Annotated in this window: 24 protein-coding genes, 1 other RNA gene and 4 pseudogenes; 15 read left to right on the top strand and 14 right to left on the bottom strand. The window is 58.7% G+C overall.

From position 1 onward, the window contains the following. Nucleotides 1-9: 9 nt before the first annotated feature. Entirely contained in the window at nucleotides 10-1,245 is a 1,236-nt protein-coding gene (locus JCM15831_RS00560; RefSeq protein WP_025821938.1) for an MFS transporter, read from the bottom strand. Nucleotides 1,246-1,562: 317 nt separating this feature from the next. Between JCM15831_RS00560 and dps the strand changes: the two genes are divergently transcribed. Together dps and JCM15831_RS00550 are read left to right on the top strand one after the other, a co-directional pair. After that, nucleotides 1,563-2,099, top strand: coding sequence for a DNA starvation/stationary phase protection protein Dps (gene dps / locus JCM15831_RS00555; RefSeq protein ID WP_025821936.1), 537 nt, complete (start codon nucleotides 1,563-1,565; stop codon nucleotides 2,097-2,099). Nucleotides 2,100-2,374: 275 nt separating this feature from the next. Then, nucleotides 2,375-3,799, top strand: coding sequence for a hypothetical protein (locus tag JCM15831_RS00550; RefSeq protein ID WP_025821934.1), 1,425 nt, complete (start codon nucleotides 2,375-2,377; stop codon nucleotides 3,797-3,799). 63 nt (nucleotides 3,800-3,862) lie between these two features. Here the strand turns inward: JCM15831_RS00550 and JCM15831_RS00545 are convergent, their stop codons facing one another. From JCM15831_RS00545 to ahpC, 4 genes are all read right to left on the bottom strand, one after another. Next, complete coding sequence (locus JCM15831_RS00545; protein WP_025821932.1) at nucleotides 3,863-4,846, bottom strand: aldo/keto reductase; 984 nt, start codon at nucleotides 4,844-4,846, stop codon at nucleotides 3,863-3,865. Nucleotides 4,847-4,934: 88 nt separating this feature from the next. Beyond that, nucleotides 4,935-6,014 (bottom strand): DNA topoisomerase IB, encoded by a 1,080-nt coding sequence (locus JCM15831_RS00540; protein ID WP_025821930.1) that lies wholly within the window; start codon nucleotides 6,012-6,014, stop codon nucleotides 4,935-4,937. A gap of 90 nt (nucleotides 6,015-6,104) precedes the next feature. Beyond that, the gene (gene ahpF / locus JCM15831_RS00535; protein WP_025821928.1) at nucleotides 6,105-7,664 is read right to left on the bottom strand and encodes an alkyl hydroperoxide reductase subunit F; all 1,560 of its coding nucleotides are present in this window, start codon (nucleotides 7,662-7,664) and stop codon (nucleotides 6,105-6,107) included. Nucleotides 7,665-7,735: 71 nt separating this feature from the next. Next, nucleotides 7,736-8,299: an alkyl hydroperoxide reductase subunit C gene (gene ahpC, locus JCM15831_RS00530; protein ID WP_025821926.1), complete on the bottom strand. Its 564-nt coding sequence runs from the start codon at nucleotides 8,297-8,299 to the stop codon at nucleotides 7,736-7,738. Nucleotides 8,300-8,444: 145 nt separating this feature from the next. Here ahpC and JCM15831_RS00525 point away from each other — a divergent pair, with 145 nt between their 5' ends. Continuing rightward, nucleotides 8,445-9,386, top strand: a complete 942-nt coding sequence (locus JCM15831_RS00525; protein ID WP_025821924.1) for a hydrogen peroxide-inducible genes activator — start codon at nucleotides 8,445-8,447, stop codon at nucleotides 9,384-9,386. Between the two features lie 22 nt (nucleotides 9,387-9,408). On the opposite strand, the pseudogene JCM15831_RS15505 reads toward JCM15831_RS00525, so the two are convergent. After that, nucleotides 9,409-10,019: pseudogene (locus JCM15831_RS15505) on the bottom strand (transglycosylase SLT domain-containing protein). A 299-nt stretch (nucleotides 10,020-10,318) separates the two neighbouring features. Here JCM15831_RS15505 and JCM15831_RS15500 point away from each other — a divergent pair. After that, nucleotides 10,319-10,642 carry a hypothetical protein gene (locus tag JCM15831_RS15500; protein ID WP_035773524.1) on the top strand — a complete coding sequence of 108 codons (324 nt, stop codon included), beginning with the start codon at nucleotides 10,319-10,321 and terminating at the stop codon, nucleotides 10,640-10,642. Nucleotides 10,643-10,688: 46 nt separating this feature from the next. On the opposite strand, the gene JCM15831_RS15495 is transcribed toward JCM15831_RS15500, so the two are convergent. Together JCM15831_RS15495 and thyX are read right to left on the bottom strand one after the other, a co-directional pair. After that, complete coding sequence (locus tag JCM15831_RS15495; RefSeq protein WP_035773522.1) at nucleotides 10,689-10,895, bottom strand: hypothetical protein; 207 nt, start codon at nucleotides 10,893-10,895, stop codon at nucleotides 10,689-10,691. Nucleotides 10,896-10,899: 4 nt separating this feature from the next. Further along, nucleotides 10,900-11,808, bottom strand: coding sequence for an FAD-dependent thymidylate synthase (gene thyX, locus JCM15831_RS00510; RefSeq protein ID WP_025821922.1), 909 nt, complete (start codon nucleotides 11,806-11,808; stop codon nucleotides 10,900-10,902). Nucleotides 11,809-11,900: 92 nt separating this feature from the next. Here thyX and ssrA point away from each other — a divergent pair. Next, nucleotides 11,901-12,220, top strand: a transfer-messenger RNA (tmRNA) gene (gene ssrA, locus JCM15831_RS20715). 94 nt (nucleotides 12,221-12,314) lie between these two features. Next, the gene (locus JCM15831_RS00505) at nucleotides 12,315-12,836 is read left to right on the top strand and encodes an SspB family protein (protein WP_025821920.1); all 522 of its coding nucleotides are present in this window, start codon (nucleotides 12,315-12,317) and stop codon (nucleotides 12,834-12,836) included. Nucleotides 12,837-12,936: 100 nt separating this feature from the next. Here the strand turns inward: JCM15831_RS00505 and JCM15831_RS21255 are convergent, their stop codons facing one another. Beyond that, nucleotides 12,937-13,086 (bottom strand): hypothetical protein, encoded by a 150-nt coding sequence (locus tag JCM15831_RS21255; RefSeq protein WP_156938672.1) that lies wholly within the window; start codon nucleotides 13,084-13,086, stop codon nucleotides 12,937-12,939. Beyond that, complete coding sequence (locus tag JCM15831_RS19775) at nucleotides 13,086-13,466, bottom strand: TetR/AcrR family transcriptional regulator (RefSeq protein ID WP_025821918.1); 381 nt, start codon at nucleotides 13,464-13,466, stop codon at nucleotides 13,086-13,088. The genes JCM15831_RS21255 and JCM15831_RS19775 overlap by 1 nt, the downstream gene beginning before the upstream one ends. A 104-nt stretch (nucleotides 13,467-13,570) precedes the next feature. On the opposite strand from JCM15831_RS19775, the gene JCM15831_RS00490 reads away from it, so the two are divergent. Genes JCM15831_RS00490 through JCM15831_RS00480 form a run of 3 tightly spaced genes read left to right on the top strand, consistent with a single transcriptional unit; the run spans nucleotide 13,571 to nucleotide 15,656 of the window. After that, a complete protein-coding gene (locus JCM15831_RS00490) occupies nucleotides 13,571-14,137 on the top strand; it encodes a hydrolase (RefSeq protein ID WP_025821916.1) in 567 nt (188 codons plus the stop codon). Continuing rightward, a complete protein-coding gene (locus JCM15831_RS00485) occupies nucleotides 14,134-15,222 on the top strand; it encodes an AbrB family transcriptional regulator (RefSeq protein WP_025821914.1) in 1,089 nt (362 codons plus the stop codon). Before JCM15831_RS00490 ends, JCM15831_RS00485 begins: the two co-directional genes overlap by 4 nt. Before the next feature lie 41 nt (nucleotides 15,223-15,263). Further along, a complete protein-coding gene (locus JCM15831_RS00480; protein WP_025821912.1) occupies nucleotides 15,264-15,656 on the top strand; it encodes a VOC family protein in 393 nt (130 codons plus the stop codon). A gap of 60 nt (nucleotides 15,657-15,716) precedes the next feature. Here JCM15831_RS00480 and JCM15831_RS15485 read toward each other — a convergent pair. The 4 genes and pseudogenes from JCM15831_RS15485 to JCM15831_RS15475 form a co-directional block, all read right to left on the bottom strand. Continuing rightward, nucleotides 15,717-15,940 (bottom strand): annotated as a pseudogene (locus JCM15831_RS15485) (hypothetical protein). Nucleotides 15,941-16,101: 161 nt separating this feature from the next. After that, nucleotides 16,102-16,556: pseudogene (locus JCM15831_RS15480) on the bottom strand (YceI family protein). A 199-nt stretch (nucleotides 16,557-16,755) separates the two neighbouring features. Continuing rightward, entirely contained in the window at nucleotides 16,756-16,959 is a 204-nt protein-coding gene (locus JCM15831_RS23170; protein ID WP_269530231.1) for an NAD(P)H-dependent oxidoreductase, read from the bottom strand. Beyond that, nucleotides 16,959-17,366 carry an FMN-dependent NADH-azoreductase gene (locus JCM15831_RS15475; protein ID WP_269530211.1) on the bottom strand — a complete coding sequence of 136 codons (408 nt, stop codon included), beginning with the start codon at nucleotides 17,364-17,366 and terminating at the stop codon, nucleotides 16,959-16,961. The genes JCM15831_RS23170 and JCM15831_RS15475 overlap by 1 nt, the downstream gene beginning before the upstream one ends. Nucleotides 17,367-17,521: 155 nt before the next feature. On the opposite strand from JCM15831_RS15475, the gene JCM15831_RS00460 reads away from it, so the two are divergent. The 6 genes and pseudogenes from JCM15831_RS00460 (at nucleotide 17,522) to JCM15831_RS00435 (ending at nucleotide 25,497) form a co-directional block, all read left to right on the top strand. Further along, nucleotides 17,522-18,523, top strand: coding sequence for a LysR family transcriptional regulator (locus JCM15831_RS00460; RefSeq protein ID WP_025821910.1), 1,002 nt, complete (start codon nucleotides 17,522-17,524; stop codon nucleotides 18,521-18,523). Between the two features lie 86 nt (nucleotides 18,524-18,609). Beyond that, nucleotides 18,610-19,647 carry a tRNA preQ1(34) S-adenosylmethionine ribosyltransferase-isomerase QueA gene (gene queA, locus JCM15831_RS00455; RefSeq protein ID WP_025821908.1) on the top strand — a complete coding sequence of 346 codons (1,038 nt, stop codon included), beginning with the start codon at nucleotides 18,610-18,612 and terminating at the stop codon, nucleotides 19,645-19,647. Continuing rightward, nucleotides 19,644-20,816, top strand: a complete 1,173-nt coding sequence (gene tgt, locus JCM15831_RS00450) for a tRNA guanosine(34) transglycosylase Tgt (RefSeq protein WP_025821906.1) — start codon at nucleotides 19,644-19,646, stop codon at nucleotides 20,814-20,816. The genes queA and tgt overlap by 4 nt, the downstream gene beginning before the upstream one ends. Before the next feature lie 13 nt (nucleotides 20,817-20,829). Beyond that, nucleotides 20,830-21,890 (top strand): annotated as a pseudogene (queG, locus tag JCM15831_RS15470) (tRNA epoxyqueuosine(34) reductase QueG). Continuing rightward, a complete protein-coding gene (locus JCM15831_RS00440; RefSeq protein WP_025821904.1) occupies nucleotides 21,883-22,095 on the top strand; it encodes a ribbon-helix-helix domain-containing protein in 213 nt (70 codons plus the stop codon). The pseudogene queG and the gene JCM15831_RS00440 overlap by 8 nt, the downstream one beginning before the upstream one ends. A gap of 204 nt (nucleotides 22,096-22,299) precedes the next feature. Beyond that, nucleotides 22,300-25,497: a PAS domain-containing protein gene (locus tag JCM15831_RS00435; protein ID WP_084490486.1), complete on the top strand. Its 3,198-nt coding sequence runs from the start codon at nucleotides 22,300-22,302 to the stop codon at nucleotides 25,495-25,497. Nucleotides 25,498-25,519: the final 22 nt, after the last annotated feature.

Below are 25,519 nucleotides of genomic sequence, written 5' to 3'. Positions count from 1 at the left end.
AAAGGGGGCCTAAGCCCCCTCTTTCTTCCCCAACTTAAGGGCGCGAGACGTGTTTTTACGACGCTTGAACTCATCTGCGATGCTGAGCAGATAAATCACGAACCCGCCAAGCGAGAGCGCGAGACCCACCCAACCGACAGAGGTCCAGCCCAGCCCAGCCGATATCGCCAGGCCGCCAAGCCAGGGCCCGACAGCATTGGCAATATTGAACGCGCTCTGATTGAGCGCCGCGGCAAGACCCTCGGCACCCACGGCCACAGTCAACAGCCTCGCCTGCACCACCGTCGCCAGACCGCCACTTGCACCGATCATGAAGACATTGATCGCAAGCGGAACCAGCTTATGGGATGCCTCCGGAAATCCTGCCATCGCTGCAGCTCCCATCAGGAGCACGCCCGCAAGGGTCGGCATCATCTTGTGGTCCGCAAGCCACGCGCAGACCAATGTCCCGATTGTCATCCCCACGCCGAACACGGCCAGCATGATGGGCACGTAGGATTCCGGCACCTTTGTCACATGAATCATGATCGATGCGAGATAAGTGTAGACGCAGAACACACTGCCAAAGCCAACCGCGCCAATGGCAAGCGTCAACCAGACCTGCTTGATCTTGAGCGCCGTGAATTCGTTGAGGATGCTCGCATCCTTGCGAGACGTGTCCTTGGGAGCGAAGAGAACAATCAGGACAGCCGTACAGAGCGCGAGCAACGCGATAAGACCGAAAGCCCAGCGCCAGCCGACAAGCTGGCCGATCCCGTTGGCCAGCGGCACACCGCCGATGGTCGCAATCGTCAGACCCAGGATGACTCTCCCCACCGCCTGAGACCGCTTGTTGGGCGGCACGAGTGACGACGCCAGAATGCTGGCGATACCGAAATACGCACCATGCGGCAGCCCGCTCACAAAGCGACAGACCAGAAACAAGCTGTAGCTTGGCGCGAGAGCACTCAATCCGTTGCCCAATGTATAAAGGATCATCATGCTGATCAGCATCGTGCGGCGACTGATACCCGCGCTGAAGAGCGCGATGGTCGGTGCTCCGATACAGACACCCGCCGCATAAAGCACGATGGCATGACCCGCTTCCGGATCGCTCACGCCAAAGGTGTGAGCGATCATGGGCACGAGGCTCATCGCCGCAAATTCTGCGGTACCGATCGCGAAAGCGCCCAACCCAAGACTAAAAAATATGATGCGTATATCGCGCATCGATCGAGCCAGATCGCCAGACCCCAAGCCGCTCATGCCACCCTCAGCAATACTATAGATTGTTCTCTTGAATCGGGGCGCCCTTACGGATCTCACCGCATACCCTGAAACAGGTTCAGCCCTTACAGCAGCTTCGAACCAATACGAAGGGCTTGCGCCTCAAAATGACGTCAACAGACCAGGGACCTTCGAGAAAAAGAGTCTCGGCGCGAAGGCGTTGTACAGGACCCGAGGCACATGTTCTTTTCTTGCTGTTACTTTCCTTCCCCTTACGCGCAACCGATCCAGATTATCGACGTTCAGTGGACATCGCTTAACGCGAAATGCTGACAAGAAATCGTAAGGGTGAAACCATGACAACCAAACATGCGACACACACGACACAGAACGCTCTAAAATCGAATGCGAAAACCGTATCGATCGAGACGCTCAACGCACGCCTCGCCGATCTCATCGATCTGGCCCTGATCACCAAGCAGGCTCATTGGAATCTCAAAGGCCCGCAGTTCATCGGTGTGCACGAAATGCTCGACGGATTCCGCGACAGCGTGGATAATCTCGTTGACGAGGTTGCCGAACGCGCGGTCCAGCTCGGTGGCACAGCTTACGGCACCACGCAGGATGTTACCAAGAAATCAGCCTGCAAGCCCTACCCGACCGATGTCTATAAAATTGCCGATCACATCGCCGCCCTGATCGATCGTTATGCAACGGTTGCCAATAATGTCCGTGAGTCGATCGATATCACGGAAGAAGCGGGCGATGCCGATACTGCCGACCTTTTCACCGAAGCATCGCGTGCGCTCGATAAGCATCTGTGGTTCCTCGAGGCCCACACTCAGGAGCCCACAGGTCAGTTGCGCGACGGAGACCATGAAGGATCGCGCTAATTATTTTTACACCTTAGTTAAATAACAATATTGTAATTCCCGCCTTTGCAAAGGGGCGGGAATTTCTTTTACCTACGCAGGTAAATCCGAATTAATATTCTACAGATTCTTGAAATAAACCCAGGAAAAACAGGTATTTAATGATTTTTAACGCATAGATTTGTGCGGAAAATATGGTTTAATGAAAAATAATGAAAACTTATGTTTCAGACGTAAGTTCTTAACGGTATAGCAGGCGCTTCGTCCCTGGACTTCGCAAAGTAGGGTGAGTACGCATGAGCATCGTTACAATCGTAGGCGCTTCCGGTACAGCTATTCAGGTCACCGTTACTGGCGGTCAAGCTCAGGAGCTGGCTGAGGTCTACGCAGGACAGATGGGAAATGCTTTCAAGCAGAACGAGCTGAGCACCATTCTGCTTTCCGAAGGATCGACATCCACCAACTGGTCGAATGGTGGCGTGATGGAAGGGTTTGTCACGACAGGGGGAAGCTATTCCCCACTCGGGACGTACGATTTCCTCGGCGTCGGCTCATGGGGCGGTAAGAACGGCACCGTTGCACCTTTGGAAGATCGCGTCACGATCGACGGCTCCGGTGTCACGACAGAAGGTGTCCTAACGGTCTTCGGCGGAGGTGCAGCAGGCCTCACCTACATCGCTGGAGAGTCGAACGGTAACTTTCTGGCAACAAGTGGTGACAACTACTTCAATGGGGGCGAACAAAGCGCGAATTGGACCATTGTCACGGCTGACGGCAATGACACAATCCTGGCAACGAACGGGACCAACAACATCAATGCTGGCACAGGAAAAAACCTGATCCTGCTGCAGCAGGGCACGAATAACGTTGTCTCTGAAGGACAGGACACCATAACTGGTGGCTCGGTCGGGGTGAATTCCGTCACACTTCAAGGTGGGCATTCGGTTGTGTCACTTGGAGACCGAGCTTATGTCAGCGACAAGGCCACGGTCGGTAGTTCAATCACGCTCGGCAATAACAGTTCAGTTGAGGGCGGTCAGAGCTCGAAGATTATCTTCGCCGGGGCCAATGGGACAATCTCAAACGCACAGAATGACACTGTATCCGCTTATGGCGACCTCTCAGTCTACTACGGCAGCGATCAGACAGTCAGCGTTTCCGGTGCGTTGAAATTCATCGCTGGAACTGGCACGACGAATATTGCCGCGCAACAGGCGACACTCTGGGGCGCCAACGACCTTTCCGCCAACATTGATGTCGGCGACGAAGCGATATTCTCCGGCAATCAGTTCGGTGTCGATGCAGACCAGCTGATTGACGCATCTTCGTCGACGGGAACCTTGCAAGCCTGGACTGGCGCGGGCAGGCAAACCATCATTGGTAGTTCCGGCAGCGACCATTTCGTCTTCGGCACGGCCTATGGCGGGAAAATCGATCCGAGTTATGCGACGGTGACTGGCGGCGATGGCGCGGCAAACACTTTCGGGGTTCTTGCTGGGCATACGGCGGGCGACGTTACCATCACGGATTTCTCCGCGACGCGTGGCGATACCTTCTTCATGTATAATTACAAACCTGAGGACAGCGCTGCTGAAGTGCAAAAGCTTCTGGCAACAGCGACCATTCAAGGCGGCAATACGTCTCTCATGCTCGACAACGACATGCGGGTTACCTTCCTCGGGGTCACCGACCTTCAGTCTTCAAGTATTACTATGAGCTGAAAAAAAGAGGGGGCTTCCTCTTTTTCAGTCTTGCTCAACAACGTTCGAACTCCGGGGTGCGAGCTAGCGATTGACGAGTGCCATGTTGTTCGCGTTGTAGCGCTCTCCGACGATATGTTCGGCTGATAGCGCTTTATCGAGTTGCTTGGTGTCCTCATCGGTCAGCCTGATATCGAGCGCACCCAGATTTTCGTCGAGATAATGCGCGCGCTTTGTTCCCGGGATCGGAACGATGTCAGGGCCTCTGGAAAGCAACCACGCCAAAGCGATCTGAGCCGCAGTCGCATTGTGACGCTCGGCGACAATGCCGACACAGACCGCCGCGCGCTGATTGGCCTCGAAATTGGATCCCATGAAACGCGGGTCGGTATGTCGGAAATCCGAGGCAGGATAGGTCTCCGCCGGGCGCGCCGTGCCGGTCAGAAAACCGCGCCCCAATGGGCTGAACGGAACAAAGCCAATGCCCTGTTCCCTCAATAGAGGCAGGATATCTGCTTCAATATTGCGCTCCCAGAGAGAGTACTCGCTTTGCAGCGCGGTCACAGGATGCTCGGCATGAGCCTCCCAGATCGCATCGACACCGGCCTCTGAAAGGCCAAAATAACGTACTTTCCCTTCCTCAACGAGACGTGCAACCGTACCTGCAACGTCACTCATCGGTACACTCGGATCGACCCGATGCTGGTAGAGCAGTTCAATCCTGTCCGTCTTAAGTCGAGAAAGCGACGCTTCGACGACCTCCCGAATATGCGACGGTCGGCTATCGACCCCGTTCACCTTGCCGTTTTCAATTCTGAACCCGAACTTCGTCGCAAGCTGCACATGATTGCGACGTGCGCCCAAAGCCTGCCCCAGCAACGTCTCATTTGTGAAAGGACCGTAGACCTCGGCAGTATCGAAAAGCGTCACGCCGCGTTCAATGGCGCGATCCAGTGTCTTGAGCGCCTCACGCTCATCCGCGACGCCGTAGGACTGGCTCATCCCCATACACCCAAGCCCGAGAGCGGAGACCCTGAAACCTGCTGAGCCGAGAATTCGGTAATCCATCTATCGGACGCTCCCAGTCCTGTTTGTACTCTCGATCACAAAGCGCCTGACGCGACGAGGTTGCGTCAGGAAAGCCTTCTCGGAAAAGCTATCTATCAAGAAGGCGAGTCAGGTATCCAATCATCGTCACCTCATCCGCAGAGAGGGCATGGGTGTCCGTCGTATCATCCAGAACGCTCTCCGCCCTGCTTGCGAAGGCCTTTCTTAAACTTCCATCGAGATAGCCACTTAGTATCTGCGGGTGGATGTAGCATTTGCGACAGACCGAGGGCGTGTTCCCAAGCTTTGACGCTACCGTTTCGATGGTCCGCAGAACGTTTTTCTTCTCCCGCGCCTTGGTGTCGCTCTTTTCGAGGCTCGACAAGGTCAAAGCGGCCAGATGTGTCGCCGCCCAGGTGCGAAAATCTTTCGCTGTAATGTCCTCGTTGGTCACTTCCTGGAGATAGGCATTGACGTCATGCGAGTGAATGTCATGACGGGTGCCCTCATCATCGAGATACTGAAACAGCCTCTGACCGGGAAGATCCTGCAAACGCCCGATCACACGGATCAGACGGGGATCACGGACGTCGAGCTGTGCCTCGATTCCATGCTTGCCTTTGAAGTCGAGCGCGAGCCGCCCGCCCTCAATCCGCGCATGCCGATGCCGCAGCGTTGTCAGGCCATAGCTACGGTTCTCTTTCGCATAAGTTTCGTTGCCGATGCGCGCCATCGTGCGCTCCATGAGCCGAATAACGGCAGCTACCACGCGAGCGCGGTCAAGCCTGGGACGACGGAGGTCTTCATCCACCTGCGCGCGGATCTTCGGCAGTTTGTCGCCAAAGACAAGCATGCGAGCAAATTTGTCTTCATCGCGAACATCGCGCCATCTGGGATGATATCGATATTGCAGACGACCCCGGCGGTCTTTACCGACGGCTTGCAGATGGCCTTTCGGGTTAGGGCAAATCCAGACATCTCGATAGGCTGGCGGTATGGCGAGCCCCTTCAGACGCTTGAGCGTTTCTGCTTCCGTAACCCGCTCTCCCTGCTGGTCACGATAGAAGAAACCACGCCCGGCGCGATGGCGTGTGATACCCGGAGAAGAACGGTCTACATAAGAAAGCCGTGCCAGTTTTGCATGGGCACGCGCTTCCTGTTCTGCTGTCTGGGTCGTTTCTGTCGTCATGATGCGCTCGGCTCCCGCCCGGGAGGGATGAGCGCTGGAGCGAGGTGAAGGTTGCCCTTCAGCCTCCAGAAGCATGTCAGGAACTAGGCTTCAGGCACCCGGCAGGCGAATAAGGTAATCGAAAGCCGACAATGCGCTTTTGGCCCCTTCTCCAACCGCAATCACGATCTGCTTGTAAGGGGTGGTGGTCGCGTCGCCGGCAGCAAAGACACCCGGCACCGACGTTGCCCCGTGATCATCGACCTTGATCTCGCCGAAATCATTAAGCGCAAGCGTATTCCTGAGCCACTCGGTATTGGGCAGCAATCCGATCTGCACGAACACGCCTTCAAGATCGAGACGATGATCTTTCCCATCTCCGCCGCGATAAGTCAGGCCGTTCACCTTGCTGCCATCACCCTCGATCCGGGAGGTCAAGGCCTCAGTTAGGACCGTCACATTGGGCAGGCTCAGAAGCTTGTCCTGAAGCACCTTGTCCGCCTTCAGCTTCGAGCTACGCTGCAGCAGCGTCACATGGCCGACAATACCGGCAAGATCGATCGCTGCTTCGACGCCACTATTCCCGCCGCCAGCAACCGCAACACGCTTGCCCTTGTAAAACGGGCCGTCGCAATGCGGGCAGTAAGCAACACCTTTGGTGCGATATTGCTCCTCACCCGGCACACCGAGCTGACGCCAATGCGCCCCTGTCGCCAGAATGACGGTACGGCTATGCAAGATGGCACCGCTTTCCAGAGCAAGACCGTGCAATCCACCGGGCTGAGGCGTGGGAAAAAGCTCCTTGGCCCGCTGGCCAGAGATAATCTCGACGTCGTAGGAGCGGACATGCGCCTCCAGCTGAGCCGAAAGCTTCGGACCTTCGGTCTCCTTGATCGAGATGAAATTCTCGATACCCGCTGTGTCCATGACCTGACCGCCAAACCGGTCCGCCACGAGGCCCGTACGCAGACCCTTGCGCGCTGCATAGACAGCGGCTGAAGCGCCTGCGGGGCCGCTCCCGACGATCAAGACATCAAAGGCAGGCATATCCTTCAGCCGCTCGGCTGCGCGCCTTGGGGCATCGTCATCGAGCTTTGCCAGAATCTGATCGACATCCATTCGTCCCGAGCCAAATACGGCCCCGTTCAGATAGATCTGCGGAACAGTCATGATGTTTTTCGACGCGACCTCGTCCTGAAACAGGGCGCCATCGATCGTCGTCACCGAGATTGCCGGATTGAGTACGCTCATCGCATTCAATGCCTGCACCACATCCGGACAGTTCTGGCAGGAGAGCGAGACGAAGATCTCAAAACGAAAATCGCCGGCCAGACCCTGAACCTGCGTTGCGATTTCGGGGGCAATTTTCGGCGGGTGGCCACCCGCCTGGAGCAGGGCCAGCACGAATGACGTAAATTCATGACCCATTGGGATCGCCGCGAAGCTGACACCCTGACGGCTATCCGCGCGGCGGATGACAAAGGACGGGCGTCGTTCGCTTACACCGTCTTCGGTGAAAGACAATTTTTCGGAAAGGGCAGCGACTTCCTGCAAGAGATCGCGCATTTCGCGACCTTTTTCGCTCTCGTCGAGGGATGCTTCAAGCACGACCGGATGGGCCAGGCTCGCCAGATAGGTCGTCAATTGTGACTTGATGGGATCCTGAAGCATCGGGCGTATCCTGCTCTTTTCCGAAAAATTGCGTGGAGGTGGCCCGGCGCATGACGCCGGGCCGAGAGACCTCAGATCTTGCCGATCAGATCGAGCGACGGGGAAAGGGTTGCGCCGCCTTCTTTCCACTTCGCCGGGCAGACTTCACCGGGGTGAGCTGCGACATACTGTGCAGCGCGAACCTTTTCGATCAGTTCTGCAGCAGAGCGGCCGACGCCACCCGAGGTGACTTCGATGTACTGGATCTTGCCTTCCGGATCGATCAGGAACGTGCCGCGGTCAGCCATACCTGCTTCTTCGATCAGGACATCGAAATTGCGGCTGATGGTGCCCGTCGGGTCAGCAAGCATGACATACTTGATCTTGCCGATGGCCGGTGACGTGTCGTGCCATGCCTTGTGCGTGAAGTGCTTGTCGGTGGAAACCGAGTAGATCTCTACGCCGAGCTGCTTGAACGTCTCGTAGTTCTCTGCAAGATCTTCGAGTTCCGTCGGGCAGACAAAGGTGAAATCTGCCGGATAGAAAAAGAAGACTGACCACTTTCCCTTAACGTCGGTGTCCGACACCTTGATAAACTTACCGTCGTGGTAAGCGTCGGTCTCGAATGGCTTCAGTGACGAGTTAATACGTGGCATGCCAAAGGCTCCTCAGTTGCACATCTGTGTTTGATGACAGGGAGACTGTCACACAGATACGAACGCTTCAGAAATCGTTTCTGTCAATGGTAGTTATCGGCAAAACCTTTTTCCCAAACAACAAGGATTGGTCCTATCTATGGGTATGACCTATATTCCCCTCTCGGGCCTCTCCCTGCGCGACATCGAATATGTTGTAGCGGTAGACGACCTCCGCAACTTCTCGCGCGCAGCCGAACGCTGCGGTGTCAGCCAGGCGGGGCTGTCAGAGCAGGTGCGCAAACTGGAAATGCTGCTCGACGTCACGCTGTTCGAGCGATCGAGGCGCCATGTCGCGCCAACTCCCGATGGGAGCCGGTTGATTGCCATGGGACGCGAAGTCCTCGCCTCAGCCCGAGCGATGATCGAGGCCGCCCGCGCCCGAACCGGCCCGCTCGAGGGGCTGTTGCGCATCGGCGTCATCGCGACGCTTGGCCCCTACTACGTGCCGAGTCTGCTTCCGTTGCTACGGCGATCCTATCCTGAGCTACGCCTGCAGCTGACGGAGAGCCTCACCGCCCAGATGCTCGGCAAGCTGCGTCAGAACGAGCTGGATCTTGTTTTTGCGGCCCTTCCTGTCGTTGGTGAAAGTTTTGAGACAGCACCTCTTTTCGAAGAACCCTTCGTCGCTGTTTTCCCACGCAACCATAGTCTGGCCACGCAGGAGCACATGACGATGGAAGACCTCGCCAGCAACACGGAAGAAAACGGCCTTCTGCTTCTGGAAGACGGGCATTGTCTTCGTGATCAGGCTCTGGCGGTGTGCGGCATGATGCCTTTACGCGACCAGCAGCGCCTCGCCACAAGCTTGGAAATGCTCTGGCACATGATCGGTGCGGGAGAAGGCTACTCCCTCATTCCACAATTGGCGCTCAAAAACCGGGCAGAGTGGGAGGAGCTGGTCGTGACACGCCCGATGAAACCCTCCAGCCGTCAGATCGGCCTCGTCTGGCGTAGCTCGGATCCGCGTGGTCCGGCTTTTCGCGATTTCGCCCGCTTCCTTGCGCAGGAGATTCCAGAGGGATGCCTGCCCGTCACCACACCCTGAGATCAGAAGCTGCGGTGGAACCTCACCCGAAGAGCCAGGCCCAGAAGCCTTTGTCTTTGAGGTCCTGCTCGCAGCTCGTGTATTGAGCCGCATAAACATTGGCGCGTGCGCCCACCTTGCGGGCGACGGTCATAAGCCAGCCTTTTCGCGCATATGACCGCTTACGAAATCCACCAAGCCTTCATGATAGGCCAGATACTGTCTCATTCCGTCAGTCACAGGCACGCGTGCCTGCTTCTTCGTATTGGTTACGTACCAGTTAATGAAGCTGAGCGAGTCAGAGAAATTTTCCCGACTGGCGCTCGTATTCGTCGCGTCCTGGTATTCCTGCCAGACCTCGTCTTTCGCCTGAGGGTACCCATAAGCAGTGGTCACATAGCCCCAGGGGATGAACCACAGGAAATAGGTCCGTTTGGTGTGGAGATTACTGTGGAAGCCCGACTCCTGATACATGATGGCCATCGGCACGGAGAAAGGAACATTCCATTTTCTCTCCTGCCGCAGGGCGGCATGATACCAGCCGCGTTTTTCATGAAAGATCGAGCAGATATCATCCGGATGAGCGGGCGGCGCGGGCGTACAAGCCGATAAAAGAAGGCCCGTCAGGACGGATAACAAAACGCTCTTTCTCACTGACACCCGCTTTCTTCGCCTTCGTCCGTTTCATCACCGATGATCGAATGCCCAACCACCAACACTGACCGACGCTCAGTGTGACGCGGCGGCGCTCTCGCGCCCTCCCCTCTTCACCCTCCCTGTCGCGAGGAGCGAAGAAAGACAGGCGAGCTCGGCTCCAGACCTTAAGACGTTCGGCATCACAGGACCAGATTAGCCGCCTGGCTCGCAAACCTTCGTGTTTCGGGAGAGTTTTGCTCACAGACACAATCAATACGTGTCACTTTTTCGACAGAACCCGGCAAAGGGCACACCGGATGACCGACACTCCGCACGATTCCGTTTCAGAAGAACGCGAGAGACAGATCAGGCTCGACCGCCTCGTGGGCAGGCTGCCTGAGAAGCTCCAGCGGTTGACCCGCTGGCTGCTTGCTCCGCCACGCCGCTGGATCAGAATCCCGGCGGGTATCCTGTTTATGCTCGGAGGGTGCCTCGCCTTTCTGCCGATCCTCGGACTATGGATGCTGCCGCTGGGCTTTTTCCTGCTGGCGGAGGACGTTCCTTTCCTCCGGCGGCAGAGCGGCAGGCTTCTTGCCTGGATCGAACACCGGCACCCGGAATGGATGGGGCTGAAAAAGTAACGCGCGCCGACTCAGCGCCGCGGCGCTCCTTTGGTCTTCAAGTCCCTTATTTCACGCAGGCAGTCTGAGCTTCCGCATGTTCGGCGCAGCGCGGCAGAGGCTGCGAAGTGGGAACGGGCCAGAAAACCCTGATGCCCAGAGAAATCAGCACGAGGATGACTGCGACGACGACCCAAGGCTTAAGAGAGGGCAGGTCCCGAGGCGGAGTCGCCTCGGGCAGACCGTCCTGCATGATCTTCCGAAGGTCATTCATGAGGTCAGGCTTTTTTCAGAACGGCCTGCATCTCGTCCCATTCGCGCTTGCTCAGACCGGACTCGCTCTGGGTGACGCTCTCACCGGCCAGCTGACGACGCAGAACATCGATCATGCCTGCCGAGAAGGTGAAGGAACCGAGGCGGTAATCCGTAAACGCCGCAGCTGTGATCGGCACCCAGGCGCGCAACACGTCCAGCATCGCCTCGGCGTAGACGCGGATTTCGTATTGGGCGTGGCTATCGGCGCGCAGGCTGAGGAAGTGCAGCAGATTATGGAGATCGATCTTCCAGTACCACTGCGTATAGGTGTTGAGCGTCAGGTTCATGCGAGCCAGCTCGCGCGCAAGCCCAAGGCCCTCAGGGTCGAGCATGGTCTCGTAATTCTCGTAGCAGCGCACAGCGTCCTGACGCAGCAGGTCGAGCACTTCTGCCGCTTTTTCCGGCGCCAGAGCCTCGGCGCGTCCCTGTCGGTTCGACACGCTCTGAGCTGAAACCTGCTCGGGCTCAGGCAGATAGAATTCACGATCGAGAATCGAATAACGGGCCGAGTATTCGTTCACACTCGCCATGCGGTGGCGGATCCACTGCCTTGCGACGAAGACAGGCAGCTTCACGTGGAACTTGATCTCGCACATCTCGAACGGCGTCGAATGACGATGCCGCATGAGATAGCGGATCAACCCCGTATCTTCGGAGACCTTCTTGGTACCCCGACCATAGGAAACGCGCGCCGCCTGCACGACAGCGCCATCATCGCCCATGTAGTCGATGACACGGACAAAACCATGATCGAGCAACTCGATAGGAGTGAAGAGCAGCGCCTCGAGTGCAGGCACAGTCGGCCGACTCGTTTGTGTTGGCGCAAGGCGGGAGGCGTCGATTTCGGCGCGTTGTTCTGGTGTCAGCGGCATAAGCAAAGCTTACCACAAGCGGGGCAAAACGAACATGGTCTTGCACCCCGAAGACGTGACTTTCCCACCCTCTTCAGGACGCAGTTTCTCTGGCTCTTGTAGAAGGCGCGGCAAGGGCCTATATCCCTCGGTGCCGGAGGGCTTGCCCTTGGCTATGGCGATAAACGGTAAGTGGAATAATCGTTACGGACCCGGGGGCAGTACCCGGCGTCTCCACCATCCTTTCCTTCTGGAAAGTCAGGGGACGAAACAGGCTCGACGTGCGTGGTAAAGACTTATCTTTTGCTCGGTATTGTACCACCGTTATCGGGCTAAATCACAAGTGCCAATGATAACACAAAGGTGCTCGCTGTCGCTGCATAAGCGATAAGCGCGGTTCGGGAGGGCACCGGGCAACAGAAGCCCTCCCACTTTCAGCAAGACGCCTGCGATCCCTGCCCTTGCCATCGGGCATGAAACGTCGCATCCCTGCGGGATCAGTTTCTCAAAAAAGTGGATCGGTTAGAATGAGCGATGATCAGGGCGACGGCATGGATCACGAACTCCCAGAGAGCCTGCTTCCCTATGATGAATGGGTCGAGGACGCCTATCGGGAAGTCATGCTGCGTGCGATCGATTATGCCAGCACCGAAGGATTGCCGGGCGAGCACCACTTCTACCTTACCTTCCTGACTGACTATCCCGGCGTCATTATCCCGGATCGCCTGCGCGCCCAGTATCCCCACGATATGACCATCGTCATCCAGCACCAGTTCTGGGACCTGAAGGTGGATCGCGAGGCGCTGACCGTTTCTGTCGGGCTCTCTTTCGGCGGCATCGGCAGCATTCTGGTCATTCCCTTTGCAGCAATCACTGCGTTTGCCGACCCCCATATCCGCATGGCCCTGCGCTTCACGGTTGAGCCCGCAGAGATGGCCACCGAAGTCGACGAGCCCATGACAACACCCGCCGAAACTCCCAAAGAAAACGGCACTGGAGAGGAAGGGCAAGTCGTCAGCCTCGACGCCTTCCGCAAACGCCCACAATAACATCTCTCTCCTTTACGACGCAGGTCTCATTGAGGAGACCTGCGTCGTAAGACCGATGCTCTGCCTGATCGCCTCTCCGGCCTTGCGAAGGCGCTGACGATTAAAGACCCGACACAAGCCCCAGAACAATTTTTCGTAGTTCCGCGCGAACAGGCTCGTCACCAGCTGTTGTCACAAGTTGCGGTGCCAGTTTGAGCACATGCAGCAACACCACAGCTCGGGCTGATGCCGTAACGCTTGCTGACGGCATCACCACCTCAAGGATACCGACAAGACGCTCCTGAAACTGGGACCGCCAGAAACTGGTGAACTGTTCGGCATCTGGCCGTGCTGCAAGAAGATGCGTGGTAAAGTCACGCTCCGTCTTCTTGTCGAGCCAGGCTTCGAGCAGGGCGCCTGCTGCTGCATCGCACGCCCCAGACCGGCTTTCCGCTTGATCTGATCGAGCTTTGCGAGACGGTCTTCGATGAAGCGTTCGAGCAACGTGAGCGCGATCCCCTCCTTGGTCGGAAAGAAGCGGTAGAGCGACCCTATTGCCGTGCCTGAACGCTCGGCAATCTCGGTCATGGTCGCACCATCGACGCCTTTCTCAGCAAACACGGCCCCCGCCGCGTCCAGAATCAGGGCCACACGTTCGCGTCCTCGCTGGCGTTTCGGCGCGACCGCATTTGACTTATGAGAGGATTCCCTCTCATAACTAGTCGGTGACGTGTCCATAAGCGAAAGAGACTCCTATGCCGGCTTTTGACCCCAAGACGACTGCTCTCATCCTGATCGATCTGCAAAAAGGCATTCTGAGTATGCCCGTCACGCCGCACTCCGGCAAAGACGTGCTGAACCACGGCTCGACCTTGGCTGAGCAGGCCCGACAGGCGGGCGCCCCGGTCGTTCTGGTTCATGTTGGCTTCGCCCCCGATTTCTCGGATGCACCGCCGCAAAATGTCGACTCTCCGCTCGCCCATACATCCCCCCTGCCTGCTGACTGGAGTGACTTCGCACCTGAACTGCAACAGGACGGTGATATTGTCATTTTGAAGCGGCAATGGGGTGCTTTCACGGGCACCGATCTCGATCTCCAGCTTCGCCGCCGCGGGATCAAGACGCTCATCCTCGCAGGGATCGCCACCAATTTCGGCGTGGAATCAACTCTGCGTCATGCCTGGGAACTTGGCTATGATGTCGTGGTTCCCGAAGATGCCTGCACCTCGCTCAACAAGGAACTTCACACCATGGCCTTCGAGCATATTTTCCCGAGACTGTGCCGTGTGACACGGACCGACCAGATCCACTTCTCCGCATGATCGGCAAAGCGCGCCTCCTCGCTCTACTGGGCGCGCTTTCGGTGCTGTTTGCGTGGGGGCTGACCCTCGCAGGCTTTCCAGCTGCTTTTCTCGTCGGCCCGATGGTAGCCGCCATCCTTCTGGCGGTTTCAGGCGCGACAATCCCGCTCGATCGACGACTACCTCCAATTGCTCAGGCCATCATCGGGCAACTTATGGCGCATAGTCTGACGCTCAGGGTGCTCCATGAAGTCGCCGATCACTGGGTGATTTTTCTGAGCGGCGTGTTTTCAGTCATCATCCTCAGCTTCACGCTCGGCTGGGTGCTCGCGCGATTGCGCGTCATGCCGGGTAACGTCGCTCTTTGGGGTGCCTCACCCGGTGCCGCCACCGCCATGACACTGCTCTGCGAGACATATGGCGCAGACCAGAGACTGGTCGCCTTTATGGCCTATCTGCGGGTCCTGCTGGTAACGCTTGCGACATCCCTGATCTCGCATTTCGTCGCCGGGACGCATGCTCATGGCGGCCTCCTTCCCGTAACTGCCGCCCCTGCTCTCCCCTGGTGGCCGTGCCTTGCCGTCGTCGCGGCGACACTCCTGATCGCCCCTGTCCTGCGTCTTGGCGCAGCTCCCCTTCTGCTCGGCCTTGCGGGGGGACTGATCGTCCAGACAGGGTTTGGCTTTCATTATCGCCTGCCCGTCTGGCTATTGGCACCGAGCTATGTGGTCATCGGCTGGATGATCGGCCGTCGTTTCACGCAGGACGTGCTGCGCCATGTCTGGCGGGCGCTTCCGGCCGTCACGCTCTCGACAGGCGTCTTGATCGGTGGCTGCGCCCTGCTCTCATGGCCCCTTGCTCATATCGCCCATGTCGACCTCCTGAGCGCCTATCTCGCGACAAGCCCGGGTGGCGCCGATTCCGTCGCGATTATCGCGGCGTCAACACCGATCGACATGCCCTTTGTCATGGCGATGCAGATCGCGCGCTTCATGGTCCTCATGCTCATCGCGCCCGGTATTGCGACGTTTCTGACCCGTTTTCTGCCCGATGATCCCCTTGCAGCGTCTAGTCAGGCGGGGCGAAAGCCTGATAATGCTTGCTGAACCTCTGTTTGAAGAGCCCTGTCAGCAAAGGTTCGCCCCTCATGCGTTTCACCGTCGACCGCCTCGACCACATCGTTCTCACGGTGCGTGATCGTGCGCTCTCCGCCAACTGGTATCAGCGCGTTCTGGGCATGGAGATCGAGGAATATGGGCGCAATAATCGCGTCTCCCTCAGCTTCGGCGGACAGAAAATCAATCTTCGTCCCGTTGACTCGGAGGGCTGGGTAACCTCTGCGCGCGCGGCTCCGGGTGTCAGCGATCTGTGTTTCACCACCGCCATCGATTCAGAGAATATTCTGCGTCATCTGGAGAAATGCGGTGTGGTTATCATCGAGGGACCGGTCACGCGTATTGGCGCCCTCGGTCCGATTACCTCGATCTACATCCTCGACCCTGATCAGAATCTGATCGAAATCGCATCCTATCAGGGCTGAGCGGGAGGAGATTATCTCCTGCCCCACTCATGAGGAAAGTCTCAGGAAAGTCTTTCGACCTTACCAGTTCTTGCTGATAAGCCAGAATTCTTCCGAGGTCAGCGTCACCAGACCGCCACCGGGCAGCGAGGTTTCCGCAGCAGCTGCAGCAAGCGCTCGATACGCTCAACCATGATCGTCTTGCGGGAAAGAGTTTCTGACTGTTCCTTGATCTGACCAAGAGCCGTCAGAGCAGATTTTGCAGCCTTTGCGACGCGAGCAGCGTCAAGTGCGGCATAGGACATGGGCGATCTCCTGAAGAATGTGCGCAGCCTGTCTAGTCCATTCCGGCCCGCAGTTCACCCCCTTGCACCTTTCCCTAGAATAAGAGCGCGGGATCCGGGGGGAGAACCCGAAGCGGGCGGAGGCTTTCCAAGGACAGCCACCCACCCGCTTCCATTTCATATCAGGGCTGACGCTCGAAAGCGCCTGCAATGTGCAGCGTCACACTGTCGCCTACCAGAGGTACGTAGCGGTTTACGCCAAAAGCCGAACGCATGATGACCGCATTGCCCTCGAAACCGACAGTCTCTTTCTTGTCGAGCGGGTTGATACCGCTGCCAATCAGATGGGCCCGGATGGTCACCGGACGCGTCACCCCATGCAGGGTCAGATCACCGGTGATATTGGCCGTCTTTCCCCCCGTTCTTGTCACATGGTAGAGACGAAATGGGCTGTCGGGAATTTCTTGGCATCGAACCAGTCCGCCCCCTTCAGCTCTTCATCAAGCTTGGCGACTGTCGTCTGCACGGAATCGACAGGCAAGGTCACATCCAGCACGGTTTTCTCGAGATGAGCAGGGTCGAGCGTCAGCGAGCCCGTCGCTTGTGAAAAGCTGCCTGAGAAATTGGTGAAGCCCATATGCAGCAGGGTGAAGCCGACCTGCGTGTGATAGGGCTCAATGGCATAGCTCCCGGCCTGCACCGCCTTGGGGTCGGACGTGCCCCCTTGCTGCGCATGAGCCTGCGGCACAACCGCAGCCGCGAGAGCGGTGATGAGGGTAGCGCTGGCGAGAAGAGTTTTGCGCATAGCTGAAGACTCCTGTTTCAGAACTGTGGTTTCAGAAAGAAAGGGCCGCAATTTCGGCGCGCGCCGCACTCATGGCAGTCTCGCGCGCATCTCCGCCTCGGCTGAGACCTTCGGCACGGATCCAGGTGAGGTCTTTCAGGCCGAGAAAACCGAAAATGCCGGAAAGCAGCGGCTCCTGATGATCCATTGCAGCAGCAGCGTGGCCCGCACTGTACTGCCCGCCCCGCGTCGAGATCAGAATGGCCTTCTTGCCTCAGGCAGGAGCCCAATCGGACCATTATCGCCGTAACGGAAAGTCTTGCCCGCGACGACAATGCGATCGATCCAGTTCTTGAGCTGGGCTGAGACCGTGAAATTGTACATGGGCACACCGATCACGACGACGTCGGCAGCAATCAGCTCATCGATAAACGCATTGCCACGAGCCAGGTCGGCCTGCAGTGCCTCATCAGTCACTTCCGCGCCAAAGCGTGCGCCAACATGCCCGGAACCCAGCTCCGGAACCGGCTGAGCCGCAAGATCGTGATAGATGATTTCTGCCTCGGGATGGCTGTTTTTCAGATGCGTCACCGTCTCTGCCGAGAGAGCACGGCTTGCCGAGTTGTCGCCCAGAATGCTGGAATCGAGATGAAGGATTTTCATAAGGTCATCGCCTTTTTTCTGTCGGATGAAGCGACCGCAACTGTCTAACGAAACCTCGGTCTGCTTGTTCCTCCAAGACGTCTCACATCGTGATCCATCTCGACAGTCAATATATTCCGATGGATACTATCGCTCTTAACGATAGGTAGAGTCGGATGCTCGATAGAATTTCTCTCGATCAGCTACGCGTTTTCATTGCGGCCGCCGATGAGGGCAGTTTTTCCGGTGCCGCACGCCTGTTTCGTCGATCGCAGCCAGCCATCAGTGAGATGATTTCCACGCTGGAAGCCCAGATTGGCGTTATGCTGTTCACCCGTATCGGCCGCTACCCGCAGCTCACCAAGGCGGGCGAGACCCTTCTGGCGGATGCCCGTGGGATCGTCATGAACGTCGATCGTATGAAGGCACGAGCCTATGGCATGTCTTCAGGGATCGAACCTGAGCTTTCTGTCGTTGTCGATGTGTTTTTCCCCATGGACCGCGTGACCCATGTGGCGCGCAGCTTTCGGGAGACTTTCCCTCACACGCCGCTGCGTCTGTTCGTCGAAGCACTGGGCGGTGTTTTTCAGCCCATTCTCGACGGACGCGCACAGATCGCCATTGCGGGGCCCCTTCCCGATGTCCCGCCTTCCTGCTCAGAAGAGTCCCTCGGTGACATCCGCTTCATGATGGTCGCTTCGGCTGAACATCCTCTGGCAAAGCTTCAAGGCCCTATCCCGCGCGATGAGCTCGCCAGACATGTGCAGCTGGTCCTGACAGACCGCACCACTCTTTCTGAAGGACGTGAACGCAGCATCCTGTCGCCCTTTACCTGGCGTCTGGCCGATCTCTACGCCAAGCATCACTTCCTGCTCGGAGGGCTCGGCTGGGGCGGCATGCCCGTGCACAGCATCTCTGCCGACCTCGATGCGGGCCGTCTGGTCGAACTGACTATTGACGGTTTCTCTCAGGGAGGCGCGACCATGCCGATGAATGTGGTCTATTCCACCACCGAGCCGCCCGGTCCCGCGGGACGCTGGCTCATCGATCACCTCAAGCTGTGTCCGGAACGCGAGGCCCTCGACAAAGCCGAAGAACATGACTCATCACTGCCCTCAGATGCGCGATCGATCGAACCCGGAGCACCTTTGGAACCCCATCAAAGAGTGACGCTGTAAAAGGTAGAGGGAAGCGTCGCGGCGCCTGTCCTGTGCATGATTTACGCTGGTATTTCACACGCAATCTGGCCTAAACGAAGCCGCCCATGCAGATATCCGATTTCGACTTCGACCTCCCGCGCGAGAATATCGCCCTCGAGCCCGCCCGCCCGCGAGACAGCGCCCGTCTGCTGCGCGTTGCTGCCAGACAGGTGCTGGCCGAGCATCGTGTATCCGACCTGCCTTCCCTGCTCGAGCCGGGCGATCTGCTGATCGCCAATGATACGGCTGTCATCCGCGCTCAGCTTGCAGCACAACGCGGGGAAGCGAAAATCGGGATCACGCTCGATCGCATTCTGAGCGATGGCAACTGGCACGCTCTGGCGAAAAACGCCCGCAAGCTGCGCCCCGGCGATACGCTTCACTTCGGCGCCGATCCTGTCACAGCAGAGGTCGTGGAGAATGAGGGCGATGGTGCCATCTCCATGCGCTTTTCAGTCGAAGGCACGGCGTTCGATGATTTTCTGAAGCGCGTCGGGGCTCTGGCCCTGCCGCCCTATATCGATCGCCCAACCGGCCCGACAGCGCAGGATGACAGCGATTACGCGACCATTTTCGAACGTTATAAAGGGGCTGTCGCGGCTCCGACAGCGGGATTGCATTTCACGCCCGAGCTGCTGGCAGCGCTCGACGCACGTGGTGTCATACGCCACACGCTGACCCTGCATGTCGGCGCAGGCACATTCCTGCCCGTGCGTGACGAGATTGCCAGCCACAAGATGCATGCCGAGTGGGGACGCATCGACGCACCGACGGCGCAGCTCATCAACGACACGCGGGCAAAAGGCAGTAAAGTCATCGCTGTCGGCACAACCAGTCTACGCCTGCTGGAAAGTGCTGCCGATGAAAACGGCATCGTGCATCCCTGGGAAGGGGAAACAGCGATCTTCATCAAACCCGGTTACCGGTTTCGCGCTGTCGACCGGCTGATGACCAATTTCCACCTGCCGCGCTCGACCCTCTTCATGCTCGTCTGCGCCCTGGCAGGCACGGACACGATGCAAGCGGCCTATGCCCATGCCATTGCGGAGAAATACCGCTTTTATTCCTACGGAGATGCCTGCTTGCTGGACCGCGCGCCATGACCGAACACGCAACAAAAATGCAGTGGAAGGCCGAGGCCTGCTGCGGTCAGGCCCGTGCGGGGCATCTGCATACAGCCCATGGCACGATCCCGACCCCCACCTTCATGCCGGTGGGCACGGTGGGCACGGTCAAGGCCATGACGATGGATGCCGTGCGTTCGACCGGTGCGGGAATTATTCTGGGCAACACCTATCACCTGATGTTGCGACCCGGCGCAGAGCGTGTCCGCAAGATGGGCGGACTGCATCGCATGATGGACTGGTCCGGGCCGATCCTGACCGATTCAGGCGGGTTTCAGGTCATGTCGCTCGGCGCGCTGCGCAAGCTTGATCAGGATGGCGTCACGTTCAATTCGCATATCGACGGCTCCAAGCATCGTCTGACCCCTGAGAGCAGCACGGATATCCAGCACGCGCTCGATGCCACCATCACCATGTGCTTCGATGAATGCCCGGCTCTGCCTGCCACGCCTGACCGTCTGGAATCCTCCATGGAGCTTTCCATGCGCTGGGCCGCGCGCTCACGCGAGGCTTTTGTGCAGCGCCCCGGCTACGGACAGTTCGGCATCGTTCAAGGTGGCACTGAGCGCGATCTGCGTGCGCGTTCCGCCCAGGCTCTGACCGATATCGGCTTTGAAGGCTACGCTATTGGCGGTCTGGCCGTGGGCGAAGGTCAGGAACTGATGTTCTCGACGCTCGATTTCACCACGCCGCTCCTGCCGCAGGATCATGCGCGCTATCTCATGGGCGTCGGCACGCCTGACGATCTGTTGGGTGGCATCGAACGCGGCGTCGACATGTTCGACTGCGTCATGCCCACGCGCGCCGGGCGCACGGCACGTGCCTACACCGAGCGCGGCACGCTGAATCTGCGCAATGCGCGCCATGCCGAAGATAACCGACCGATCAGCCCGGATTGCGATTGTCTGGCCTGCTCGCGCCACAGCCGCGCCTATCTGCACCATCTGTTCCGCGCCAATGAGATCCTCGGCCCGATGCTGCTGACATGGCATAATCTGGCCTATTACCAGCGCCTGATGCGTCAGATCCGCACCGCCATCGTGGATGGCACGCTGCCGGAAAAGGCGCAGGCTCTGCGTGCCGACTGGGCCGCAGGTGACTGGTCCCAGGATGAGTTTCCAAAGCCGGACTGGCCTGCGCTTCCATGACGCCCCACCGCCTATGAAGAAGAGCATCGAAGACCGCATTGCCGACCATGCGCGGCATCTCGGCTTCGATGCGATCGGGTTCTGCGACGCGTCCCTGCCCGACGAAGCGCGCGCGAGGCTGCGCGAATTTGTCGAAAACGGTCGTCACGGCACCATGAGCTGGATGGAGCAACGCCTCGAACAGCGCGGCGACCCCAAGGCGCTCTGGCCCGACGTCCGCAGCGTCATTTCGCTCGGTCTCTCTTACGCGCCCGAAGCCGACCCCGCTGAAACCCTCGACCAACCCGATACGGGCACGATCTCGGTCTATGCCCGCCATCGTGACTATCATGATGTGCTCAAGGGGATGCTGAAACATCTGGCGCAGTTTGTCGTGCGGCAGGATGTCGGCGGTGACGGCACAGAGGTGAAAGTCTTCGTCGATACGGCCCCTGTGCTCGAAAAGCCGCTAGCGGAACAGGCCCAGCTTGGCTGGCAGGGCAAACACACCAATCTCGTCTCGCGCGATCACGGCTCATGGCTGCTGCTGGGCGAGATCTACACGACCCTCGCGCTTGCCCCCTCCGCGCCGCGTGCCGGGTCTTGCGGCAGCTGCACGCGCTGCCTGACCGCCTGCCGACTGACGCCTTTCCATCGCCTTATAAGCTCGATGCAAGACGCTGCATTGCCTATCTGACCATCGAGCATGAGGGGCCGATCCCGGTCGAATTCCGCAAGGCAATGGGCAATCGCATCTATGGCTGCGATGACTGCCTCAATGCCTGCCCGTGGAACCGCTTTGCGGCGACTTCACGCCATTTGAAGCTTCAGCCGCGCGCCGATCTGATGGCACCGCAACTCGATACGCTTGCCCGCCTCGACGATGCCGGATTTCGCACGCTCTTCAGCGGGTCGCCGATCAAACGGATCGGACGCAACCGCTTTGTCAGAAACGTTCTGATTGCGCTGGGCAACTCGGGCGATCCAGCGCATCTGCCGCTGATCGATGGCTTGCAGCAGGACGAAAATCCGCTTGTTGCCGAGGCCGCAAGCTGGGCAAAATCGGAGCTGCTCGGAGGCGCGCAGAATGAGTGATCTCATCAAACGCAGTTTCACGCTCTCACGCCACCGCACCAGCATCGCGCTCGAACCCGAATTCTGGGCCGTTCTGGAAGAGATGAGCGCTGGCCATTCACTGGCATCCCTGATTGCCCGCATAGACACCACACGCCCGCCTGAACGCCCGCTGGCCTCGGCCCTGCGCGTGGCCTGTCTCACCTCGCTCAAGGCCAGGCTCTAGCAACGGTCCCCCTTCGTGCCCCGGCCCCGAGCACTCGTTTCAGGAAAATCCATATGCGATGAGACATGTCAGCCTGAGTATTCAGGTCGCACGTTAGAGCCTGCCTCTGCAGCACCAAGTTCTCCTAGCCAATCACGATCGTTGTCGATATTTAACGAAATTTCCGTCAAGCTCGCTCCTGTGCTGCAAGGGCCTCGTTGTTCCATGTCGTCTCGCCCGCTCCCCTCCTCAAGCACTTCTCAAGACCTCCAGACCTTCATGGAGGCCGAGATCAGACAAGGCCATTATGCCAGCGAAGGCGACATGCTGGAGGCCGGACTGGCGCTTTTGCGAGAGCGAACCATCGCGACGCAACGCCGCAATGCTCTGGCTTTTCCCCTGGCGGGCGGGCAATGCGGCGCGCTGATCAGAGCGCTGGACTGGGCACAGAACGATATCGGTCCTGCGCGGGGCTGGTCGGACGCGCTGAGAGCCACCGTCACCAATGTCGTCAACTCTCCCGTCCCGAAGCTGCTCGTCTGGGGCCCGGCACGGCGCCTGCTGTATAACGATGCCTTTAGTCTTATTGCAGGAGATCGCCATCCCTGCGCTCTGGGTGCGCCCTTCGGCGAAGCCTTTCCTGAGCTGGCCGACTGGGCGGGCCCGGTTCTGGACGCCGGGATGCGCGGCGAGACATCGTCTTTCGGCAATCACACTATCAGCCTGAATCGAAAAAATCACGTCGACACGCGCGTTCTCGATTTCTACTTCACCCCTGTCTACGATCTGGATGAGAGACCCCACGGTGTCCTCTGCACCATCGTGGATAATACGGAACGTGCCAGAGCCGAGGCACGACTGGCTGCGAGCGAGGCCGACCTGCGCCGCGTCGCCGATGCGTCGCCGGTCCTCATCTCTTATGTCGATCAGGCGCGAAACTATCGCTTTGCCAACGCCGCCTATGAAACCTGGCTCGGTCTCCCCCTCGAGCGGATCATCGATCGCCCGGTGCGCGAGGTTCTTGGCGAGCAAGTCTATGAAGATCGACGCCCCGATCTCGATCGGGCGCTTTCGGGCCAGACGATTACAGCCGAGACAACTCTGCCTCAACGCGACGGCACACGTCGGCATACCGAGTTTCGCTATGTCCCGCATATCGAAGCCGACGGTTCCATACCGGGCGTTCATATTCTCGGCGTCGATGTCGAAGAGCGGGCGCGCCGCATTGCCGACGTCGCCGCAAGCGATCTGCGCTTCCGTACCGCCATGCGCGCCATGCACGGCGTCTTGTGGACGACAAGCGCCGACGGCCGGATGCTCGGGGAGCAACCCGGCTGGGCCACGCTCACCGGTCAGACCTATGACGAGTACCAGGGCTTTGGCTGGGCCAATGCAGTGCACCCCGATGACGCAGCGGCTTCTGTCATCGCCTGGAACACAGCCGTCTCGACAAAAACCATGTTCGTTCATGAACATCGCGTTTGCAGCCATAACGGCAGCTGGCGGAGCTTTGCCATTCGCGCGCTCCCGATCCAGAACGCGCAAGGCCTCATCACCGAATGGGTAGGCGTGCACACCGACATCACGCATCAGCGTGCCGCCGAAGCCTCCCTGCTGGAGCGGGCGGACGACCTTGCCCGACAGGTCAGACACCGTGAACGCGCTGAAGAGCAGCTCCGTACACTCAACGAGACGCTCGAAAGCAGAGTAATCGACGAGATTACCGAGCGCCGGCGCGCCGAGACGAAACTCGCCCAGTCACAGAAAATGGAGGCCATCGGCAAACTAACCGGGGGCGTTGCCCATGATTTCAACAACCTGCTCCAGGTGATCACCGGTAATCTTCAATTGCTGGCCAAAGACGTGGCGGGCAATACCCGGGCTGAGCGTCGTGTGGGCAGTGCCATGGGCGGTGTCTCGCGCGGGGCCAAGCTGGCCAGTCAGCTCCTGGCTTTCGGGCGCCGTCAGGCGCTCGAGCCAAAGGTCGTCAATGTGACCCGGTTCGTGCGTGGCATGGATGACATGCTGCGACGCGCCATCGGCGAGGGTGTCGAAATCGAGACCGTCGTGGCTGGCGGGTTGTGGAACACGTTCATCGACCCGACCCAGATCGAAAACGCTCTCCTCAATCTGGCCATCAATGCGCGCGATGCCATGGAGGGTCAGGGCAAGCTGACCATCGAGCTCGGGAATGCCCAGCTGGATGATGCCTATGTCAGCCGTCATGACGACGTCAGGGCGGGTCAATATGTGATGCTCGCCGTCTCCGACACAGGTTCTGGCATGACGCCGGACGTCCTGACAAAAGTGTTCGAGCCGTTCTTCTCGACCAAGCCGGAAGGCAAGGGATCAGGCCTTGGGCTCTCGATGGTCTATGGCTTCGTCAAGCAATCTGGCGGCCATATCAACATCTACTCCGAACCGGGTGACGGCACGACCATCAAGCTCTATTTGCCGCGCGCGCTTGAGACCGAAGATGTCGAGATCGCCAGCCATAATACCCCGGTTATCGGCGGGACAGAGACCGTTCTGGTCGTTGAAGATGACGAGGACGTTCGGGCAACCGTCGTCGAAATGCTCACCGAGCTCGGCTATCAGGTCCTCAAGGCGACAGACGCCGCCAATGCTCTCGTCGTGATCGAAAGCGGCCTGCCGATCGATCTGCTGTTTACCGACGTCGTCATGCCCGGCTCCCTCAAAAGCCCCGAACTGGCACGCAAGGCCCGGGAGCGCCTGCCCGACATCGCTGTCCTGTTTACGTCGGGCTATACGGAAAACTCGATAGTCCATGGCGGGCGCCTCGATGCCGGGGTCGAGCTGCTTTCCAAGCCCTATACGCGCGACGCCCTCGCTCGGAAATTTCGCCATGTGCTGGCGAACCGCCAACAGCGAGGGATGTCGGGCCCTGGTCCGCAGCCTGCTCGCTCTGATGCCGCCGCGGCAAGTCCGGCTCAGAACGCGGCTGAGCCCACGACCGCGATATTCGATGCACCGACTACACCCACGGGGACACTCTGCATCACGGTTCTGCTGGTCGAAGACGACCGGTTAATCCGTCAGGCGACAGCGGAAATGCTCAGGGAATCAGGCTATCTCGCCGTCGAAGCCGCAGATTACGATGAAGCGCTGATCGTCCTGCAGACCATGCCGGTCGACGTGCTGCTGACCGATATCAATCTGCCCGGTCTCTCCGGAAAGGAACTGGCCGCGCAGGCAAGAGTCAGACGTCCGGATATCGGCATCGTTTTCGCAACAGGTGACAGTCACACCGTGCAGAACGATCCCACCGTCACGCTTTTGCTCAAGCCCTATGATTTCACAGCCCTGACGGACGCACTCTCCCGCTCGCTGCCCCGCTTGTCGTTGGTCACAGAGACGGGACAACCCGCCCTCTCTGAAGCAGATCCCCCAGCCATCGTTTGAACTCGCCCCTGCCTCATGCTAC

It is taken from the genome of Asaia astilbis JCM 15831, from assembly GCF_000613845.1.
In the GTDB taxonomy this organism is placed as follows: Bacteria; Pseudomonadota; Alphaproteobacteria; order Acetobacterales; family Acetobacteraceae; genus Asaia; species Asaia astilbis.
The sequence above is the reverse complement of the archived record's forward strand: the minus strand, read 5'-3'. Positions and strand labels throughout refer to the sequence as shown.

Excerpts from the sequence above, each read along its gene's own strand:
- JCM15831_RS00460 (WP_025821910.1), top strand. The coding sequence starts at position 17,522 with ATGCTCGATAGAATTTCTCTCGATCAGCTACGCGTTTTCATTGCGGCC.
- JCM15831_RS00540 (WP_025821930.1), bottom strand. The coding sequence starts at position 6,014 with ATGACGACAGAAACGACCCAGACAGCAGAACAGGAAGCGCGTGCCCAT.
- thyX (WP_025821922.1), bottom strand. The coding sequence starts at position 11,808 with ATGCCGCTGACACCAGAACAACGCGCCGAAATCGACGCCTCCCGCCTT.
- ahpF (WP_025821928.1), bottom strand. The coding sequence starts at position 7,664 with ATGCTTCAGGATCCCATCAAGTCACAATTGACGACCTATCTGGCGAGC.
- dps (WP_025821936.1), top strand. The coding sequence starts at position 1,563 with ATGACAACCAAACATGCGACACACACGACACAGAACGCTCTAAAATCG.
- JCM15831_RS00525 (WP_025821924.1), top strand. The coding sequence starts at position 8,445 with ATGACCTATATTCCCCTCTCGGGCCTCTCCCTGCGCGACATCGAATAT.
- tgt (WP_025821906.1), top strand. The coding sequence starts at position 19,644 with ATGACCGAACACGCAACAAAAATGCAGTGGAAGGCCGAGGCCTGCTGC.
- JCM15831_RS15495 (WP_035773522.1), bottom strand. The coding sequence starts at position 10,895 with ATGAATGACCTTCGGAAGATCATGCAGGACGGTCTGCCCGAGGCGACT.
- JCM15831_RS00545 (WP_025821932.1), bottom strand. The coding sequence starts at position 4,846 with ATGGATTACCGAATTCTCGGCTCAGCAGGTTTCAGGGTCTCCGCTCTC.
- JCM15831_RS00440 (WP_025821904.1), top strand. The coding sequence starts at position 21,883 with ATGAGTGATCTCATCAAACGCAGTTTCACGCTCTCACGCCACCGCACC.
- JCM15831_RS00480 (WP_025821912.1), top strand. The coding sequence starts at position 15,264 with ATGCGTTTCACCGTCGACCGCCTCGACCACATCGTTCTCACGGTGCGT.
- JCM15831_RS00505 (WP_025821920.1), top strand. The coding sequence starts at position 12,315 with ATGAGCGATGATCAGGGCGACGGCATGGATCACGAACTCCCAGAGAGC.
- JCM15831_RS00560 (WP_025821938.1), bottom strand. The coding sequence starts at position 1,245 with ATGAGCGGCTTGGGGTCTGGCGATCTGGCTCGATCGATGCGCGATATA.
- ahpC (WP_025821926.1), bottom strand. The coding sequence starts at position 8,299 with ATGCCACGTATTAACTCGTCACTGAAGCCATTCGAGACCGACGCTTAC.
- JCM15831_RS15475 (WP_269530211.1), bottom strand. The coding sequence starts at position 17,366 with ATGAAAATCCTTCATCTCGATTCCAGCATTCTGGGCGACAACTCGGCA.
- JCM15831_RS00435 (WP_084490486.1), top strand. The coding sequence starts at position 22,300 with ATGTCGTCTCGCCCGCTCCCCTCCTCAAGCACTTCTCAAGACCTCCAG.
- JCM15831_RS00550 (WP_025821934.1), top strand. The coding sequence starts at position 2,375 with ATGAGCATCGTTACAATCGTAGGCGCTTCCGGTACAGCTATTCAGGTC.
- JCM15831_RS00490 (WP_025821916.1), top strand. The coding sequence starts at position 13,571 with ATGCCGGCTTTTGACCCCAAGACGACTGCTCTCATCCTGATCGATCTG.
- JCM15831_RS21255 (WP_156938672.1), bottom strand. The coding sequence starts at position 13,086 with ATGCCGTCAGCAAGCGTTACGGCATCAGCCCGAGCTGTGGTGTTGCTG.
- JCM15831_RS15500 (WP_035773524.1), top strand. The coding sequence starts at position 10,319 with ATGACCGACACTCCGCACGATTCCGTTTCAGAAGAACGCGAGAGACAG.
- queA (WP_025821908.1), top strand. The coding sequence starts at position 18,610 with ATGCAGATATCCGATTTCGACTTCGACCTCCCGCGCGAGAATATCGCC.
- JCM15831_RS00485 (WP_025821914.1), top strand. The coding sequence starts at position 14,134 with ATGATCGGCAAAGCGCGCCTCCTCGCTCTACTGGGCGCGCTTTCGGTG.